The following is a 15,400-nucleotide window of genomic DNA, read 5'->3' on the forward strand; positions in this document are numbered from 1 at the left end:
GAGTGAGCAATCGGCGCCGATCGAACTGCGTGATAATGGTTCGCGTCGTCTGAGTGGCCCGAGCCTAGCCCGGATACGTGTGCTCGGCACGGTATCGGGCCGAGCTGTCCTTTTTGTGAAACCAACTGTGCGATAGCGCGCTTCGGTGTTGTCCGATCGTGGCGGTCGCCGGGTGGAAACCCGGCGCCGTGCACCACCGGACAACAAGGCGATTCATCAGCTGTTTCCGTTCACGCTGTGCAATCGGACCGCGGGGCGTTTGTATCCGACTCCGCCGATGATCACTTTTTCCTCCGGAAGTCGAGGGCGGGTGGCCGGCCCGGCAGGCCACCAGTCCTCGAGTTCCACGAGACCGGGAGCGACGAGCTCCAGGCCGTCGAAGTATTCGAGCTGCTGAGCGCGGGTGCGGTACCACCCCGAGCCCAGCCCCATTTCCGTGAACGCCCGCTCCAGGCGCTTGGCCAGATCGTGCAGTTCCGGGTTCTCGTCCGCGGGATCCCAGAAATTGGTGATCGCGACATACGAGCCGGCGGGCAACCGGGAAATGTATTCGCGCATGACCCGTGGCGGTTGCAGGTCGTCGTCGAGATGGTGCAGCAGCCCGCACAGGATCACCGCGACAGGCCGGTCCATATCGAGGTACTGCAGCACGTTCTTGTTCTCCAGCAGTGTGTTCTCCTCGAGGAGATCGCCGGAGACGAAATGGGTGTTCTCGTTCTGTTCCAGCAGCACCCGGCCGTGTGCGTTGCAGACCGGATCGTTGTCGACATAGACGACCGTGGCCTCGGGGTTCTCCTGCTGCGCGATCTGATGAGTGTTGCCCACCGTCGGTAGACCGGCGCCGATATCGAGGAATTGATCGATCGCGGCGGGTCCGGCCAGATAGCGCACCACACGGTGGAGCCAGCGCCGGTTCATCCGGGAGACGTCGCCCTGCCGCGGTGCGATCCGCAGGATCTGTTCGAAGGCGGCGCGGTCGACATCGTAGTTGTCCTTGCCGCCTAGGCTGTAGTCGTAGACACGGGCGATACTGGGCCGGGTGGTGTCCACCCCGACCGGGACACGAACGCCTGTCCGATTAGCCGGTTCGGCCATGAATACCTCTCTCTACGTTGTGGATCGAACAGGGCGATGTTAAGCCGTCCCCCCGGTGGCGGCCCCTCAGGCGTCCTTACTGCGCTCGAGGACCTTGCCCGGCAGCCAGCCGGCGCCCAGATCCGTGACCCGCCACCAGTCGATATCGATCACCAGCGCGGTGACCGGCGTGGCGAAGAACGGCTCGATCCGGGGTTCTTTGCGCAGCAGCGCCTGGAAGGTCTCGTCCTGGTCGGCCTTCTCGCGCAGCGTGGCCGTGCCCAAACCCTGGGCGAAGGGATCCGCGATGCCGCCCGGTACCACCTTCACACCCACATTGGGATTGGCTTTGAGTTGATCCAGGGTCCGGCCACTGTTCTCCAGGATGAGAGTCAGGCGGAAAAGGTCGTCGTCGAGGTTGGCGAAGAAGGCGCTCGTCGCCCAGTTGACGCCGTCTTTGGAGGTGGCCAGGTCGATACTGGAGTGACCGAGGACTCCGGTCAGTTTCGTGCGGATCTCGGTGGTGGTGACTGTGTCGGACATGGGGTCTCCAACTGTTACGGGTGCCTGTTCCGGGCACGCCGGCTGTTGCGGTGATCGGAAAGGGGGCCGGACACCGACCGCATGGGCGGGCCCGAGGGCGACCCCGTGATGCGGCGATGTGTGCGGCGGTCGGTGGAATATGCTCGCGGCCCAGTCCTGTTCGTCGAAACGTACGGTGGAAGCGGACTGCTTCGGGGGGAAACGGCCGGTTCCGGTCGACTCCGGATCACCCTATCGGGCTGGGGCCGATCCGTCCCGGCGAGGGCCCCCGACGGTGATCGGGATGCGTTGATTTCCAACGATTTACGCGCAGAGCCGGTGCGATGGCGCCGATTCGCGCGGGGGTTGCCGCCGCCGGGCGGTCGGGCCGGTTCGTCTTCGCGGGCCGGCCGCACACGCGCTATGCTGGAAACAACTCCAGTGGTACTCGCTCCTGCTGCCGATGCCCTCATCGGTGTCGTCTCCCAGGTCTTCGCGGTACAGGTGAAGCCGGACGTCGTGTCGTGGGGGAGTTTACGCAAGGAAACCTGATACCGCGTGCAAACAGGAAGATGCTACGGGTATGGGGCACTATAGGATTCGATCCGCACGTTCGCGGCAATAGGTTGCCGCACGACTGCCGGGTCCGTCCGGAGCGGGCGCGTTACCGGAATATGCGCCTACCGGATAGTAGGATTGCTCGCCGACCGGTGCGGTTCGGCGGTGGCGGGCGCCGTACGATGCAGCACAGCACGAACTGGCCAGAGGCGACCATGACACACGAGCGAGACGATTCCGATATCCCGGATCAGGCGGAAGCCGATCGTGGGCCGACCGTGTTACGTATCTCGCTCGGCAGCAGATTGCGCCGTTTGCGGGAGGCGTGCGGGATCAGCCGCGAGGACGCCGGTGATCACATCCGCGGTTCCCATGCCAAGATCAGCCGGCTCGAGCTGGGCCGGACCCGCTTCCGGGAGCGCGACCTGCTCGACCTGCTGAAGCTCTACGGGGTGGACGATCCGGACAAGCTGGCCGTCTATGTCGATCTGATGAAGAAGGCGAACGATCCGGGGTGGTGGCAGCCGTTCAACGATGTGCTGCCGAACTGGTTCGAGAACTATATCGGTCTGGAGCAGGCCGCTTCCACGATCCGCACCTACGAGGCGCAATTCGTACCGGGTCTGCTGCAGACCGAGTCCTACGCACGGTCGGTGATCACGCTCGGTAACGACGACGAGACCGAACGCCGGGTCGGTATCCGGATGCGCCGCCAGGACATCCTGAGCCGTGCCGCGGCGCCGACACTGTGGGCGGTCGTGGACGAGAATGCGCTGCGCCGCCCGATCGACGGCTACGCCGAATTGCGGGATCAGATCGAACATCTCATCGCCGCCTCCGACCGGCCCAATGTCAAAATCCAGGTGCTGCCCTATTCGGTGGGCGGCCATCCGGCGGCCGGCGGTTCGTTCAGTATTCTCCGGTTCCCGGAGCCCGAGCTACCGGACATGGTCTATATGGAGCAGCTCACCACCTCGCACTACCTGGAGAAGAAGCAGGATGTCGAGGTCTATATGACGGTGATGAACAAGTTGAGCGTTATCGCGCTCACCCCGGGGGAGAGCCGGGACTATCTGCGTAAGGTGCTCTCCGAACTGCCCGCCGAGTAGGCCGGACGCAGCGGGGGGAGAGTGTTTCCGCGCCGGTATCCGGTGCGGGTGGGGGGAGCGGCGCATCGAGTAGCCGAACCGCCCTTGGGAGGCGGAGATCCTGTCCGATCCGCCGGGGCAGCCCGTCGAACCGAACCGACTTCCACGACCACGGCATAGAATGCTCTTACGTAGATATGCGCATCTAACTATGTATATTCGGCAGCGGTCGCGCCGGAAGGAAGCAAGGACACACAGGATGGTAGGAAGGGGGCGTGGCCGCTACAGGTGATTATTCGGGTTCTGCTCGTTCTCGTGCCGTGGCGGAGGTGGTGGAGCTGGTCAGCACGCTGATCCGTTTCGACACCTCCAATACCGGTGATCTCGCGACCACCAAGGGCGAACGAGAGTGTGCCGAATGGGTGGCGCGGCAACTGGAAGACGCCGGCTACACCACCGAATACGTGGAATCCGGCGCCCCGGGCCGCGGGAATGTTTTCGCGCGGCTGCCGGGCGCCGACCCCGGCCGCGGCGCGCTGCTGTTGCACGGTCACCTCGACGTGGTGCCGGCCCAGGCCGCGGACTGGAGTGTGCACCCGTTCTCGGGTGCCGTACAGGGCGGTTACGTCTGGGGTCGCGGCGCGATCGATATGAAGGACATGGTGGGGATGATGCTGGCGGTGGCCCGCCAGTTCAAGATCGAGGGGACGGTCCCGCCCCGGGACCTCGTCTTCGCCTTCCTGGCCGACGAAGAGAACGGGGGGAAATGGGGTTCGCACTGGCTTGTGGAGAACCGGCCCGACCTCTTCGAAGGCGTCACCGAGGCGGTCGGCGAGGTCGGCGGGTTCTCCCTGACCGTCCCACGTCCGGACGGCGGTGAGCGGCGCCTCTATCTGGTGGAGACGGCGGAGAAGGGGCTGGGCTGGATGAGATTGCGCGCGAAGGCGCGCGCGGGCCACGGTTCGTTCCTGCACGAGGACAATGCCGTCACCATCCTGGCGTCGGCGGTGGCGCGCCTGGGCACCCATACGTTTCCGCTGGTGCTCTCCGATTCGGTGGCCGAGTTCCTGGCCGCCGTATCGGAGGAGTCCGGTCTGGAGTTCGATCCGGGGAGTCCGGATATCGAGGGCACACTGGCCAAACTGGGATCCATTTCGCGGATCATCGGCGCGACCCTGCGTGATACCGCCAACCCGACCATGTTGAACGCCGGCTACAAGGCGAATGTCATCCCGCAGACCGCGGAGGCGGTGGTGGACTGCCGGGTGGTCCCGGGTCGGCAGGCCGAGTTCGAACGTGAAGTGGACGAGCTCATCGGTCCGGATGTGGAGCGGGAGTGGATCACCAAGCTCGATTCCTACGAAACGACCTTCGACGGTCATCTCGTGGACGCGATGAACGATGCGATCCTGGCCCACGACCCCCAGGGCCGGACCGTCCCGTACATGCTTTCCGGAGGCACCGACGCTAAAGCCCTCGCGCATCTGGGTATCCGGTGTTTCGGGTTCGCGCCACTGCGGTTGCCGCCGGAGCTGGATTTCGCGGCCCTGTTCCACGGTGTGGATGAGCGTGTTCCGATCGATGCGCTCGAATTCGGCACCGAGGTGCTGGAACACTTCCTGTTGCACAGCTGATCCGATTCGAAAGAGGAGAACATGGCCGACAACCCCTACGACGCCCTGCCTTCGGTTCCGTCGTTCACCCTGACCTCCACCGATGTGTCCGACGGCGCGACGTTGGGCAACGCCCAGGTCAGCGGTGTCTTCGGCGCCGGGGGTGCGGATGTGTCGCCGCAGCTGAGCTGGTCGGGATTCCCGGCGGAGACCAAGAGTTTCGCGGTGACGGTCTACGACCCCGACGCGCCGACGGCCTCGGGTTTCTGGCATTGGGCGGTGGCGGATATCCCGGCATCGGTGACCGAGCTGCCCGCGGGCGCCGGCAGCGAGGGCGGCGAACTGCCGTCCGGTGCGGTGACGCTGCGTAACGACGGCGGGTTCGCGGGATACGTCGGGGCGGCACCGCCGGCCGGACACGGCCCGCACCGCTATTTCATCGTGGTGCACGCGGTGGACGTGGACTCACTGGGCGTGCCGCCGGAGGCCTCCCCGGCGTTCCTCGGGTTCAACCTGTTCTCGCACACCCTGGCGCGGGCGATTCTGGTCGGCACCTACGAGCAGAAGTAATCCCGCCCTCCCGGTGGCCCCGGTGATATCCGCCGGGGCCACTGCCGTTCACCGGACCTGTACCTCGATCACGGTCTCGGGCGGTGAGTCGGCGCAGAGCGCTTCGATCTGTGCCGCGTACTTGGTGGCGATCGGTGCTCGTTTGAGCGACATTTTCGGGGTGAGTTCGTCACCGCCGGGTTCCCAGACAGTATCGACGATGGTGAATCGTTTGATCTGTTCGGCTCGGGACAGTTTCGTGTTCCCGGCCGCGATCGCCGCCCGCACGTCCTCGATGATCTCGGGTCGTTGCGCCAGCTGCGCGATATCGGCTGCCGCGTCGATATCCTTGGCGCGTACGGCGGCCATATCCGCGTCGAGCACGATGAGCGCGGTGATGTAGGGCTGGGCTTCGCCGAGTGCGACGACCTGGCCCACCAGCGAGGAGGCCGCTTTCACGGCGTTCTCGATATTGCTCGGGGCGATGTTCTTGCCGCTCGCGTTGATGATCATCTCCTTCTTGCGGTCGATGATCCGGAGGTAGCCGTCGGGATCGAGGGCGCCGACATCGCCGGTGTGCAACCAACCCTCCGTATCGAGGGCCTCCGCAGTTTTCTCGGGCATGCCGCGGTAGCCGTGGGTGACGAAATCTCCGCGTACCAGGACTTCACCGTCGTCGGCGAGACGCAGTTCGACTCCGTCGACCGGACGACCCACCGAGCCGGGACGGGGTTTGTCCAGTTCGGTGTAGGTCGCGACACCGCTGGTTTCCGACATGCCCCAGACCTCGGAGACGCAGAAGCCGAGGCCCAGGAAGAATTCGAGCGTTTCCGGTGGAATGGGCGCGGCACCCGAGGACGCAACGCGCAGGTCCGCCAGGCCGAGGCCGGCGCGCACTTTGCCGAGCAGCAGTTTCTCGGCGACGCGGTGCTGCAGGTTCAGCAGCGGGCTGCGGCCGGTGCCGGCGAGATCGGCGCGGGCGGCGGCGATTCCGGTGGCCACGGCCCACGTCGCGATGGCCTTCTTGGCGCCGGTTTCGGCGGCGAGCTTCGCCTCGACGCCACCTTTGATCTTCTGCCAGACCCGGGGTACGCCGAAGAACACCGTGGGCCGGGCGTCCGGTAGTGCGGCGGCGATTTCGCGGGGGTCGGCGACGGTGGTGATCTGGATGCCGGTGACGAGGTTGATGGCGTGTCCGGAAATGCGGTCGGCGACGTGCGCGGCGGGTAGATAGGACAGGGCGCGGTCGTCGAGCCCGACGTCCATGGGACCGCTTTTCAGCGCGATGATCTGGGCGAGCACGTTGCGGTGGGTGAGCTCGACTCCCTTGGATGGGCCGGTGGTGCCGGAGGTGTAGATGACGGTGACCAGGTCGCCGGGTTCGGCGGCCCGCCACGCCGCCTCGAAGTCGAAGTCCGGGTGCGGCGCGGCTTCCAGGTCCGCAAGGGTGGTGGTGCCTTCCGCGGGGCCGTCGACGAGGACGATGTGGTCGAGCGGAATCCCGGCCGCGCGGACGGTGCCGAGGAACTGCTGCTCGGTGACGACGATTTTGTTCTCGGCGTTGGTGAATGCGTGCGCGACCTGCTCCGGAGAGCAGGTGTTGTAGACGGAGAACGGGGTGGCGCCGACGTGCAGTGCAGCGGTGTCGACGAGGTTGAATTCCGGCCGGTTGGTGAGCATAACGCCGAGGGTGTCGCCGCGGCCGAGGCCGAGTGCGGACAATCCGGCGGCGATCACCCGGACCCGCTCGCCGTACTCACGCCAGGTGATCTGCTGGGTGCCGCCGACGGTGCGGAGGGCGACCGCGTCGGGGCGCAGGGTGATGGTCTGCTGGAAGGCTGCGGGCACGGTGTCGACGAGGGCGCCCGTGCGGTGCCGGTAGACGATATCTGTGGTCATGGTCCGATCCCGGTGCTGGGTGCCGCGGGCCGGTACCACCGGTACCGCCTAGACGGGTCACCGCGGCAGTGATGTGGATCACTATGTTACCGAGCATTCGGTGTCCGGGTGCGGCTTCGCCGGCGTGCGCGACTTCGACGAATTCGCGGGGGAGTCGCCCCCGAGCCGAATGTGCGGTGGTGAACCTTTCCCGCCTCGCACTCACCGGCATGCACCGCTACCGATCAGTGGCTCTCGGCGGTCAGCCGGATGATCCGATCCACCTCGTCGACAGTCGGCATCGTGCCGGGTATGTCCCCGGCAAAGGCCTGCGTTGCGACCATGGCGGCGGTGGCCCAGGCAAAGTCGTGTTCATCCGCGAAACGGCGCTGCGGGTCCGGCCTTCCGTGGTCGCCGGCCACCGACAGCAGGCGATAGATGAGGGCGCCGACGAAGGCGGACCGTGAGCCGGGGATATCCGTGAGTGCCGCGGCCTGCATGCGGGGGATGTCGAGTGTGAGGCGGTCGGAGCGTACCGTGCATCCGAATTCTTCTACTACGCATACGGCCCGGGCGCCGAGCATTCGTAGCTGCTCCGCGATATGGGGCGCGGAGCGAGCAGGGACTTCGGGAACAAGGTAATCGAGTTCTCGAAGCGAACCGATCAGATAGTCCACATAGGGCAGATAGCGGTAGAGAACCTGTGGCGAGTCGACCTTCGCGGAGGTGACGAGTACCGGTGGGCGGTCGGCCAGGGCTTGGACAGTGCCCAGAGCCTGTTCGATCACCGGAAGCGGGGGCTCGAGAGTGATGAGAACCGCGTCGGAATCGGTGAGGGCGGACCGGACGAGCGGAGCAGTGAGTTCGGTGTCGGTCAGCCGGATCCGGTCGTCAGTGCACGCGATTGTGCCGGTGACGCCGGTGCGATTCACGATCAGGGCGGTGATCGGTGTGGCAGCCTTCGGGACGACCTTCACCAGCGAGGTGTCGATGTTCTGGGATCGCAGGTAATCGAGGATGCGCCGGCCGCCCTCGTCATCGCCGACAGAGGCGATGAACCTGACGTCGATGCCCAGGCGCGCCGCAGCAACGACACAATTGAGCCCCTTGCCGCCCGGGTTCGCCGTGAAACGCCCACGAGCGAAACCGCGAGCGTCGGGAATGGTATCCACCTGGTATACGTGGTCGATCACCGCGTCACCGATAACGGTGAGGGTCCCGATGCTCGCTCGTGCGGGGACACGGCCGTATCGATCGTCGGTGTGAACCGCCCCGGTGACCAGTAACGCGGCGAGGGCGGTGAAAGCACGGCGTTCGGGGGTCGCGCGCAGAGAGCGCACAGTGGGAGCCGGCGGTATGGAGTCGGCGGCCGCCAGTTCGTGTAGCCGACGCCAGTGCGCCGACAGATATTCGCGGCGTGCGCCGAGATCCTGGGAGTAGAGCGCTGCGCGATCGAGGTCGGGGTCGTCTGTTCCCGCCAGCAGGCCCAGCGACAATTCGGCGTCCGTGATCACACGGTGGGTGGGCGGCAATCGGCGCGCGTGTTCGCGTACGACCGGGAGGACGGCCTGGAGCCGAGTGCTCCCGTGGTCGTCCGCGTATCGCCTGACCACGGGAAGGTCGAGAAGGGGACTTATATCGATCTCGGTTGTCCGCAGCCGCTCGGAGCTGAGGCCGGACCGTTTGCAGAGCCGGGTCAAGATATCGCGGATCGCGACGATTGCCGTGTCGTCGTGAGGAACCATGTGGCACGCCTTTCAGCTGGTCCGTCGCCCGCTGGGGTTTCAGCACCGTCGCCGGTGGCAATAACCATAGTGCAAGGGGCGTTTGACATTCACATTGACCGGCGGACTGGCAAATGACAGACTTGACAGAGAGTTTTCCCTCGATCCGGAGGACGGGAGGGCCTGGTGATCGCAGTGAGGAAATCCCTGGTCGGCGGACGTCGTGGCGAGGCCCGACGAGGTATGGATCGAGTGAGCGCGGATCCCGAGCCGTCCTCTGCGCAGACGCGCTGAGCGTCCCGCGATCCGCTATTCCCCGACGGCAGCGATGCCGCGCCGGCCGTTTCTCCGGCCCGGTCTCGGTGCCGAGCCCCTGAGGAGGCAGCTGTGACCATCCATATCACCGACTGGCTGATGACCAGCGGTATCTCCCCCGAATTCGCCGAACGCGTGCAGACCCGGCACGGTTCGTGGTGGCGGCTGAGCTGGCTGCCCGGCCGCGATCTGTCGTTCGAGCAGGCCTACGCGGGTATGGCCGTGGACGAGACTTTCTCCGATCCAGCGCTGGTGTACGACGAGACGGCGCTGGCCCGGGCCGCCGAATCGGTAGAACTGCTCGGCCTGGTGTGGGAGCAGGTGGTCGTGCTGCTGGCGGCCCGGGTAGAGGCTCGGGTGCTCGAGTCGCAGTTCCTGCACGATCGGCTGCCACCGGGCGCTGTCCCGCATCGGGGCGGCCCCGGCGCCCTCCGCAGCGGCTCCGCCGCGTGAGTGCCCGGCCGGCTCAGCGGTGCGCGGTGTGGCCGGCGCCCACGGCGTCGGCCAGACTGCGATAACCGCCGGCCCGCAGGCGCGCCGCGATACCGCGGTGGATGCTGCGAGTCCACAGCGGACCGCCGTAGATGAAACCGGTGTAACCCTGGAGGAGCGAAGCCCCGGCCAGAATCCGTTCCCACGCCTGTTCGGGGGTTTCGATCCCGCCCACCGAGACCAGCACCAGCCGGTCGCCGACCCGGGCGTACAGCCGCCGCAGCACCTCCAGTGAGCGGTCGGCGACCGGGGGACCGGACAGTCCACCGGCCCCGATCGCGGCGACCTTGTCGGGGTCGCTGGCGAGCCCGGTGCGGCCGATGGTGGTGTTGGTGGCGACGATGCCGGCCACGCCGAGTTCCACCGCCAGGTCGGCGGCCGCGTCGATATCCTCGTCGGACAGGTCGGGGGCGATCTTCACCAGTACCGGCACTCGCACGCTGTCGAGCACAGCGGCCAGGACCGGACGCAGTGATTCCACGGCCTGCAGATCCCGCAGCCCCGGGGTATTGGGCGAACTGACATTGACGACCACGAAATCGGCGAGCGGGCCCAGCAGCCGAGCGCTGGTGGCGTAGTCCTCGGCAGCGTGGGCCGCATCGACCACCTTCGTCTTGCCGATGTTCGCGCCGATCGGCACGCTCGTCTTGCGCCCGTGCAGCCGGGCGGCCGCGGCCGCGGCGCCGTGGTTGTTGAAGCCCATCCGGTTGATCAGGGCCCGGTCGTCGGGGAGCCGGAACAGGCGCGGTTGCGGGTTTCCGGGTTGGGCGGCTGCGGTGACGGTCCCGATCTCGGCGAACCCGAAGCCGAGCGCACCCCAGGCGTCGACGCCGGTCGCGTCCTTGTCGAAGCCGGCCGCCATCCCGAGCGGGGCGGCGAACTCCACTCCGAACACGGTGGTCCGCAGGATGGGATCGTCCACACCGAACAACCGGTGCAACAGGGCCCGGGCGGGAGCGGTGGCGGTGGCCGCGCGGATCACCCCGAACACGATGCGGTGGATGCGCTCCGGCGGCACCAGGAACATGGTCCGCAGTAGTAATCGATACAGCACGCTCATAGCTCCACGGAGTGCCCCGCGGGGCTGTTCAGTGCGGTTTTGCGGCGGCGCAGCAGGACGCGGCGGCTGCCGTCGGTGTAGGCGCGGACGCGGGAGAGTTCCCAGCCGCCGTACTCGGCCTGGATCGCCAGTCGCATCGAGGCGGTGACCCGGGTGACATCGGGGGGCAGGCGCAGCGGTATGTACTCGTAGTCGTCGCTACTGGTCTCCCACGTGGCCGGGAGCGTGGTGCGCGAGGTCGCTGCACGTCGAGTGGATGCCATCACTGCCCTCTCTTGCGCTGGTCCGCGGGGATGCGCTGCAGACCCGGTTCGGTCGCGGAGCCGATGTAGAGATCGCCGGTCGTGTCGTCGGCGGTCACCGCGTTCGGCTGCCGGATCGTCGGATATCGGCCCACCTCGCGCGGTGTTCCCGTCGACAGGTCGTAGCCGACGATCTCGTTGCTCTGCGTGCACGTCGCCCATACGGTGTCAGAACGCCGGTCGTAGGCGAGTGCGTAAGGCGACGATCCTACCGGGTAGCGCTGACGTAGCACGAGTGGATCGGTGGTGAACACCAGCAGCTGGCCGCTGTCGGGATCGGTGACCACGACCCGGCCGTAGGACGCTTCGACCAGGTTCGCGGCTCCGGCCCCCGCCCGCAGCGCGAGCCCGAGCCGCTCGTCGCCGGCCGCTATCTCGGTGAGCAGCGTCTGGCGGCGGTCCAGGACGGCGAGGGTGTCACCGGTGAGCGCGATCGCGTCGGCGGACACCAGACCGGACACGGTCTGCTGGACGCGGCCCTCCCGGTCGAGGAGCAGGACCCGGCCGTCGGCGGTACCGGCGATCAGGGTGCCGTCCGGGCGGGAGCGCACACTGTGCAGTTCGCCGTCGACGGGAATGCGGCCGACGGCCCGGGTCGCGGCGTCGATGCGCAGGATCGCGCCACCGGCGGCGGCGAGGATCTCTCCGGCGGTGCCGGCGGCGATCGCGGTGGCCGGGTCCGGTAGCCGCACCTGATGGGCGGTGGGCGGCTCGGTGGCGGGGGTGAAGACGGTGAGTGTGGTCCCGGCGGGGTCGAGCCCGGCGAGGTTTCCGCTGCCCGGGTCACCGACGAGAGCGGTGAGCGCGGTCGGGGCCGGGTAGACCCGCCCGGCGGGAGCGGTGGTGACCGGCGGCGAGACCGCCGGTGTGGCCGGTTCGCGGGTGGGTACGTCGCCGGGGCCGGGCTCACCGTCGCCCGAACAACTGGTTAGCGCGACGGTGGCGGTGAGCAGTATCGCGGCGACGGTACCGCGTGGTCTCCGGCGCCGGACCCGGTGCTCTGTGTCCGGAAACGACCGATGCTGCATTCGATTATCTGATCACGACGGGGTTGGCGGTGGTGGCAGCGGGGTATGTGGGGTGTCGGCAGCCGGGCTCCCGTATGGGCCGGGTTAACGTACGGATCAGACGGTGCGGAGGTCAGGAGTTGACGATGCACGAGGTGCCGGGTTTTTCCGCCGACGAGGTGACCACGGGCCCGTTCGCGCACGGATTCGGTCGTACCGGTGACGGTCGGTCGTTCGCGTTCCGCACGGTGCGGGCGACGCTGCGCCTGGAGGTCTATCGACCCGAACTCCATCCGGAGGAGGTGCCCGGGCCCGACGATGTGGTGGCCGTTGCGGAAACCCATGTGACCGATACCGATTTGGACGACATTCGCAGTGTGGTGGCGTTGGTGCGCGATCTGCTCCCTGCCGCCGAGCCTCCGCCGCGAGGCCGTAATGTTCCGACCGTGCGGGCGTTGCTGGCCCGGATCGGGTCGGTGATCGAGGGTATGCAGTGAATGATGGTATTCATGACGTGATGCGGTACACATCTGTTTTCCGGCTGGTGCGTGGGGTGCGCGCCGGATTCATGTCACTCGCCATTCTGCTCGTGGCAGCGGTTTCGGTGACCGCCTGCGGATCCGGGGTCGACGAAGAGGCGGTGGCGGCGGCGCGCTCCTCGGCGAAGGCCGCGTTGTCTTCGTCCGCGGCGGCGACCTCGCGGGAACTCGCGTCCCGTTCGCTGCCTACGGCCGCCGAACTGGATGGGCAGATCAAACGGGCGCTGGACCCGGCGCTGCCGGATTCGGAGCGGACCGCGCTGATCGAGGACGGAGAGGCGTTCGCGCAGGCCATCCCCGATATGTACAAGGCGCTCCAGGACAACCCGCGGGCGGTGTACGGGGTCACCGACCCCGTGTTCGACAACCACGACGGTACGGTGACCGCGACCTTGCGACTGGACAAGGACGGCTCCGGCACCGCAGTCCGCACCACCGTGGTGCATTTCATCTATCTCGACGGCGCCTGGAAGCTGTCGCGGACCGATCTGTGCGGAATCCTGCGTTCGGCCGATTACCGAACCGCGGCGTGCGGTTAGGCGGCGGGCACCCGCGGATGGACACGTCGCAAACCCATCCGTGGGGTCGTTTCGTGTACCGGCACCGGCTCGCGGTGCTCGTGGTCTTCGCGGCACTTGTGGTGGTATCGGGCCTGTACGGCCGGGACCTCGCCGACCGGTTGACCCAGGAGGGGTGGTTCGACGAGTCGAGCGAATCGGTGGCGGCCTCGAAACTGGCCGACGCGACTTTCGGCCGTGATACCGACAGCGATGTGATCGCCCTGTACACCGCGCCGCCGGGGCGCACCGTGGACGATCCGGAGGTCCGGTCGGCGGTGACCGACCGGCTGTCCGGTCTGCTGCGCGATCATCCCGACCGGGTGCTGCGGATCGACAGCTACTGGGACAGCGCGCTGTCGGGGCAGTTCGCCGATGATTCTCGCACCCACGCGTTCGCCAGTATCGGACTGCGGGGCGAAGGTTCGGCGACCGTCGAGAACTACCAGGCGATCGTCGGCGAACTGGCGGCCGACGGGCCGGGCACCGGGCCCGCCGGTACGACGGTGCAGTTGGCCGGCCTGCAACCGGTGGTGGAGGGCATCAACACCGGTATGCAGGACGATATCCGGCGGGCCGAGATGATCGCGCTGCCGCTGGTGGCGATTCTGCTGTACTTCGTGTTCGGCGGAGTGGTGGCCGCCTTGCTACCCGTGCTGATCGGCGGAATGACGATCCTGGGCACCCAGGGCATCATGCGGCTGCTCACCGGCTATATCGAGGTGAACGTTTTCGCCAGTGCCGTGGTGACGCTGGTGAGTCTGGGCCTGGCGATCGACTACGGTCTGTTCACGGTCACCCGGTTCCGGGAGGAACTGGCCGCGGGCCGCGGTGCGGAGGAGGCGGTGGCGCGCACGGTCGCCACGGCGGGTCGCACGGTTCTGTTCTCGGCGGCGATCATCGCGGTGAGCCTGGGCGCGCTGCTGATCTTTCCGAACGGTGTGCTGCGGTCGGTTCCCTACGGCGGAATCAGTTCTGTGCTGCTGGCGGCGGTGCTGTCGGTGACCGCGCTACCGGCGATGCTGGCGATCGCCGGCCCGCGAATCGATCTGTGGCAGTGGCGGCGGTTCGCGCGGGCCGATACCGAGGCCGAGATCGATCGCGGGATCTTCTCCCGGCTGGCGCAGTGGTCGATGGCGCGGCCGTGGGCGGTGATCGTCGCAGTGGTGCTGGGCCTGCTGCTGCTGATGGTGCCGTTCCGGCATATCGAGTTCGGGGGCCTGAGCGAAAAATATCTGGCGCAGGACAACCCGGCGCGGAGGGCGCAGGAGCAGTTCGACGCGCTGTTCCCGGGTTTCCGGACCGAACCGCTGCGCCTGGTCGTGACCGGCGCGGATGCGTCCCAGTTGAGCGATATCCGCCTGCAGGCCAATGCCACACCCGGGCTGACGGGACAGTTCGAACCTGCCGCACCCACCCGCGACGGGATCAATGTGCTGCAGGCGGGACTCGTCGACGACCGGGCCGCCGATACCGCGATCGCGGTGCTGCGCGGTATCGAGGAGCCCGACGGCGTGCGGGTGATGGTGGCGGGCGTGCCGGCGCTGGAACGCGACAGTATCCACGGCCTGCTCGACGGGTTGCCGTTGCTGGCGGCCTTGCTGGCGGCCGCGGCGCTGGCGCTGATGTACGCGGCGTTCCGGTCGCTGATCCTGGCGGTGAAGGCGGTGGTGATGTCGGCGCTGAGCCTGGGTGCCACGCTCGGCATCCTGACCTGGATCTTCGTAGAGGGTCACGGGGCGCGGTTCTTCGATTTCACGCCGGGGCCGTTGATGTTCGCGGTGCTGGTGCTGATCGTGACCGTGGTGTTCGGGCTGTCGACCGACTACGAGGTGTTCCTGCTGTCGCGGGTGGTGGAGGCGCGGGCGGCGGGCGCCGACCCACCGGAGGCCATCCGGTACGGGATCGCGCACACCGGTGGGGTGATCACCTCGGCGGCGGCGATCCTCATCGTGGTGACGGGCGCGTTCGGTTTCTCGGAGCTGGTGATGATGAAGTACATCGCCTACGGCATGATCGCGGCCTTGATACTGGACGCGACTGTCATCCGGATGCTGCTGACCCCGGCCGTGCTCAAACTCGTCTGGCGTCCGCGATCACGCGTCCCCCGGCCGCAGTGACG

The 15,400-nt window shown here is 67.3% G+C and carries 15 protein-coding genes; 8 read left to right on the forward strand and 7 right to left on the reverse strand.

Going from position 1 to position 15,400, the window contains the following annotated elements:
• Positions 1-216: 216 nt before the first annotated feature.
• Positions 217-1,095, reverse strand: a complete 879-nt coding sequence (locus tag NS4_RS02355) for an SAM-dependent methyltransferase (protein WP_063057773.1) — start codon at positions 1,093-1,095, stop codon at positions 217-219.
• A 66-nt stretch (positions 1,096-1,161) separates the two neighbouring features.
• Positions 1,162-1,617: a hypothetical protein gene (locus NS4_RS02360; RefSeq protein ID WP_063057774.1), complete on the reverse strand. Its 456-nt coding sequence runs from the start codon at positions 1,615-1,617 to the stop codon at positions 1,162-1,164.
• A gap of 402 nt (positions 1,618-2,019) precedes the next feature.
• Here NS4_RS02360 and NS4_RS33605 point away from each other — a divergent pair, with 402 nt between their 5' ends.
• The 4 genes from NS4_RS33605 to NS4_RS02375 all read left to right on the forward strand — a co-directional run bounded on the left by NS4_RS33605 (position 2,020) and on the right by NS4_RS02375 (position 5,425).
• Positions 2,020-2,148 (forward strand): hypothetical protein, encoded by a 129-nt coding sequence (locus NS4_RS33605; RefSeq protein ID WP_281218515.1) that lies wholly within the window; start codon positions 2,020-2,022, stop codon positions 2,146-2,148.
• Between the two features lie 221 nt (positions 2,149-2,369).
• A complete protein-coding gene (locus tag NS4_RS02365) occupies positions 2,370-3,263 on the forward strand; it encodes a Sco1979 family transcriptional regulator (protein WP_063057926.1) in 894 nt (297 codons plus the stop codon).
• 254 nt (positions 3,264-3,517) lie between these two features.
• A complete protein-coding gene (locus NS4_RS02370) occupies positions 3,518-4,876 on the forward strand; it encodes a M20/M25/M40 family metallo-hydrolase (protein ID WP_174552055.1) in 1,359 nt (452 codons plus the stop codon).
• A gap of 21 nt (positions 4,877-4,897) precedes the next feature.
• The gene (locus NS4_RS02375) at positions 4,898-5,425 is read left to right on the forward strand and encodes a YbhB/YbcL family Raf kinase inhibitor-like protein (protein ID WP_063057776.1); all 528 of its coding nucleotides are present in this window, start codon (positions 4,898-4,900) and stop codon (positions 5,423-5,425) included.
• A gap of 48 nt (positions 5,426-5,473) precedes the next feature.
• On the opposite strand, the gene NS4_RS02380 is transcribed toward NS4_RS02375, so the two are convergent.
• Complete coding sequence (locus NS4_RS02380) at positions 5,474-7,303, reverse strand: AMP-dependent synthetase/ligase (RefSeq protein ID WP_063057777.1); 1,830 nt, start codon at positions 7,301-7,303, stop codon at positions 5,474-5,476.
• A gap of 224 nt (positions 7,304-7,527) precedes the next feature.
• Entirely contained in the window at positions 7,528-9,027 is a 1,500-nt protein-coding gene (locus NS4_RS02385; RefSeq protein ID WP_063057778.1) for a carbohydrate kinase family protein, read from the reverse strand.
• A gap of 366 nt (positions 9,028-9,393) precedes the next feature.
• Here NS4_RS02385 and NS4_RS02390 point away from each other — a divergent pair, with 366 nt between their 5' ends.
• Positions 9,394-9,774, forward strand: coding sequence for a hypothetical protein (locus NS4_RS02390; protein ID WP_174552056.1), 381 nt, complete (start codon positions 9,394-9,396; stop codon positions 9,772-9,774).
• Between the two features lie 13 nt (positions 9,775-9,787).
• Here the strand turns inward: NS4_RS02390 and NS4_RS02395 are convergent, their stop codons facing one another.
• The 3 genes from NS4_RS02395 to NS4_RS33610 are packed head-to-tail and all read right to left on the reverse strand — an operon-like array spanning position 9,788 to position 12,203.
• The gene (locus NS4_RS02395; protein ID WP_063057927.1) at positions 9,788-10,864 is read right to left on the reverse strand and encodes a quinone-dependent dihydroorotate dehydrogenase; all 1,077 of its coding nucleotides are present in this window, start codon (positions 10,862-10,864) and stop codon (positions 9,788-9,790) included.
• A 5-nt stretch (positions 10,865-10,869) separates the two neighbouring features.
• Entirely contained in the window at positions 10,870-11,136 is a 267-nt protein-coding gene (locus NS4_RS02400) for a DUF5703 family protein (RefSeq protein ID WP_063057779.1), read from the reverse strand.
• Positions 11,136-12,203, reverse strand: a complete 1,068-nt coding sequence (locus NS4_RS33610; protein ID WP_063057780.1) for a hypothetical protein — start codon at positions 12,201-12,203, stop codon at positions 11,136-11,138. Before NS4_RS33610 ends, NS4_RS02400 begins: the two co-directional genes overlap by 1 nt.
• Positions 12,204-12,328: 125 nt before the next feature.
• On the opposite strand from NS4_RS33610, the gene NS4_RS02410 reads away from it, so the two are divergent.
• The 3 genes from NS4_RS02410 to NS4_RS02420 are packed head-to-tail and all read left to right on the forward strand — an operon-like array spanning position 12,329 to position 15,398.
• Complete coding sequence (locus tag NS4_RS02410) at positions 12,329-12,679, forward strand: hypothetical protein (protein WP_063057781.1); 351 nt, start codon at positions 12,329-12,331, stop codon at positions 12,677-12,679.
• A 20-nt stretch (positions 12,680-12,699) separates the two neighbouring features.
• Entirely contained in the window at positions 12,700-13,260 is a 561-nt protein-coding gene (locus NS4_RS02415) for a WKL family lipoprotein (protein WP_063057782.1), read from the forward strand.
• A gap of 17 nt (positions 13,261-13,277) precedes the next feature.
• On the forward strand, positions 13,278-15,398 hold the full coding sequence (locus tag NS4_RS02420; RefSeq protein ID WP_063057783.1) for an MMPL family transporter: 2,121 nt from the start codon (positions 13,278-13,280) through the stop codon (positions 15,396-15,398).
• The last annotated feature ends 2 nt before the right edge of the window (positions 15,399-15,400 follow it).

Origin of the sequence: Nocardia sienata NBRC 100364 (assembly GCF_001613205.1) — a bacterium.
Lineage (GTDB): Bacteria > Actinomycetota > Actinomycetes > Mycobacteriales > Mycobacteriaceae > Nocardia > Nocardia sienata.

Excerpts from the sequence above, each read along its gene's own strand:
- NS4_RS33605 (WP_281218515.1), top strand. The coding sequence starts at position 2,020 with ATGCTGGAAACAACTCCAGTGGTACTCGCTCCTGCTGCCGATGCCCTC.
- NS4_RS02410 (WP_063057781.1), top strand. The coding sequence starts at position 12,329 with ATGCACGAGGTGCCGGGTTTTTCCGCCGACGAGGTGACCACGGGCCCG.
- NS4_RS02375 (WP_063057776.1), top strand. The coding sequence starts at position 4,898 with ATGGCCGACAACCCCTACGACGCCCTGCCTTCGGTTCCGTCGTTCACC.
- NS4_RS02365 (WP_063057926.1), top strand. The coding sequence starts at position 2,370 with ATGACACACGAGCGAGACGATTCCGATATCCCGGATCAGGCGGAAGCC.
- NS4_RS02420 (WP_063057783.1), top strand. The coding sequence starts at position 13,278 with ATGGACACGTCGCAAACCCATCCGTGGGGTCGTTTCGTGTACCGGCAC.
- NS4_RS33610 (WP_063057780.1), bottom strand. The coding sequence starts at position 12,203 with ATGCAGCATCGGTCGTTTCCGGACACAGAGCACCGGGTCCGGCGCCGG.
- NS4_RS02385 (WP_063057778.1), bottom strand. The coding sequence starts at position 9,027 with ATGGTTCCTCACGACGACACGGCAATCGTCGCGATCCGCGATATCTTG.
- NS4_RS02360 (WP_063057774.1), bottom strand. The coding sequence starts at position 1,617 with ATGTCCGACACAGTCACCACCACCGAGATCCGCACGAAACTGACCGGA.
- NS4_RS02415 (WP_063057782.1), top strand. The coding sequence starts at position 12,700 with ATGCGGTACACATCTGTTTTCCGGCTGGTGCGTGGGGTGCGCGCCGGA.
- NS4_RS02400 (WP_063057779.1), bottom strand. The coding sequence starts at position 11,136 with ATGGCATCCACTCGACGTGCAGCGACCTCGCGCACCACGCTCCCGGCC.
- NS4_RS02380 (WP_063057777.1), bottom strand. The coding sequence starts at position 7,303 with ATGACCACAGATATCGTCTACCGGCACCGCACGGGCGCCCTCGTCGAC.
- NS4_RS02355 (WP_063057773.1), bottom strand. The coding sequence starts at position 1,095 with ATGGCCGAACCGGCTAATCGGACAGGCGTTCGTGTCCCGGTCGGGGTG.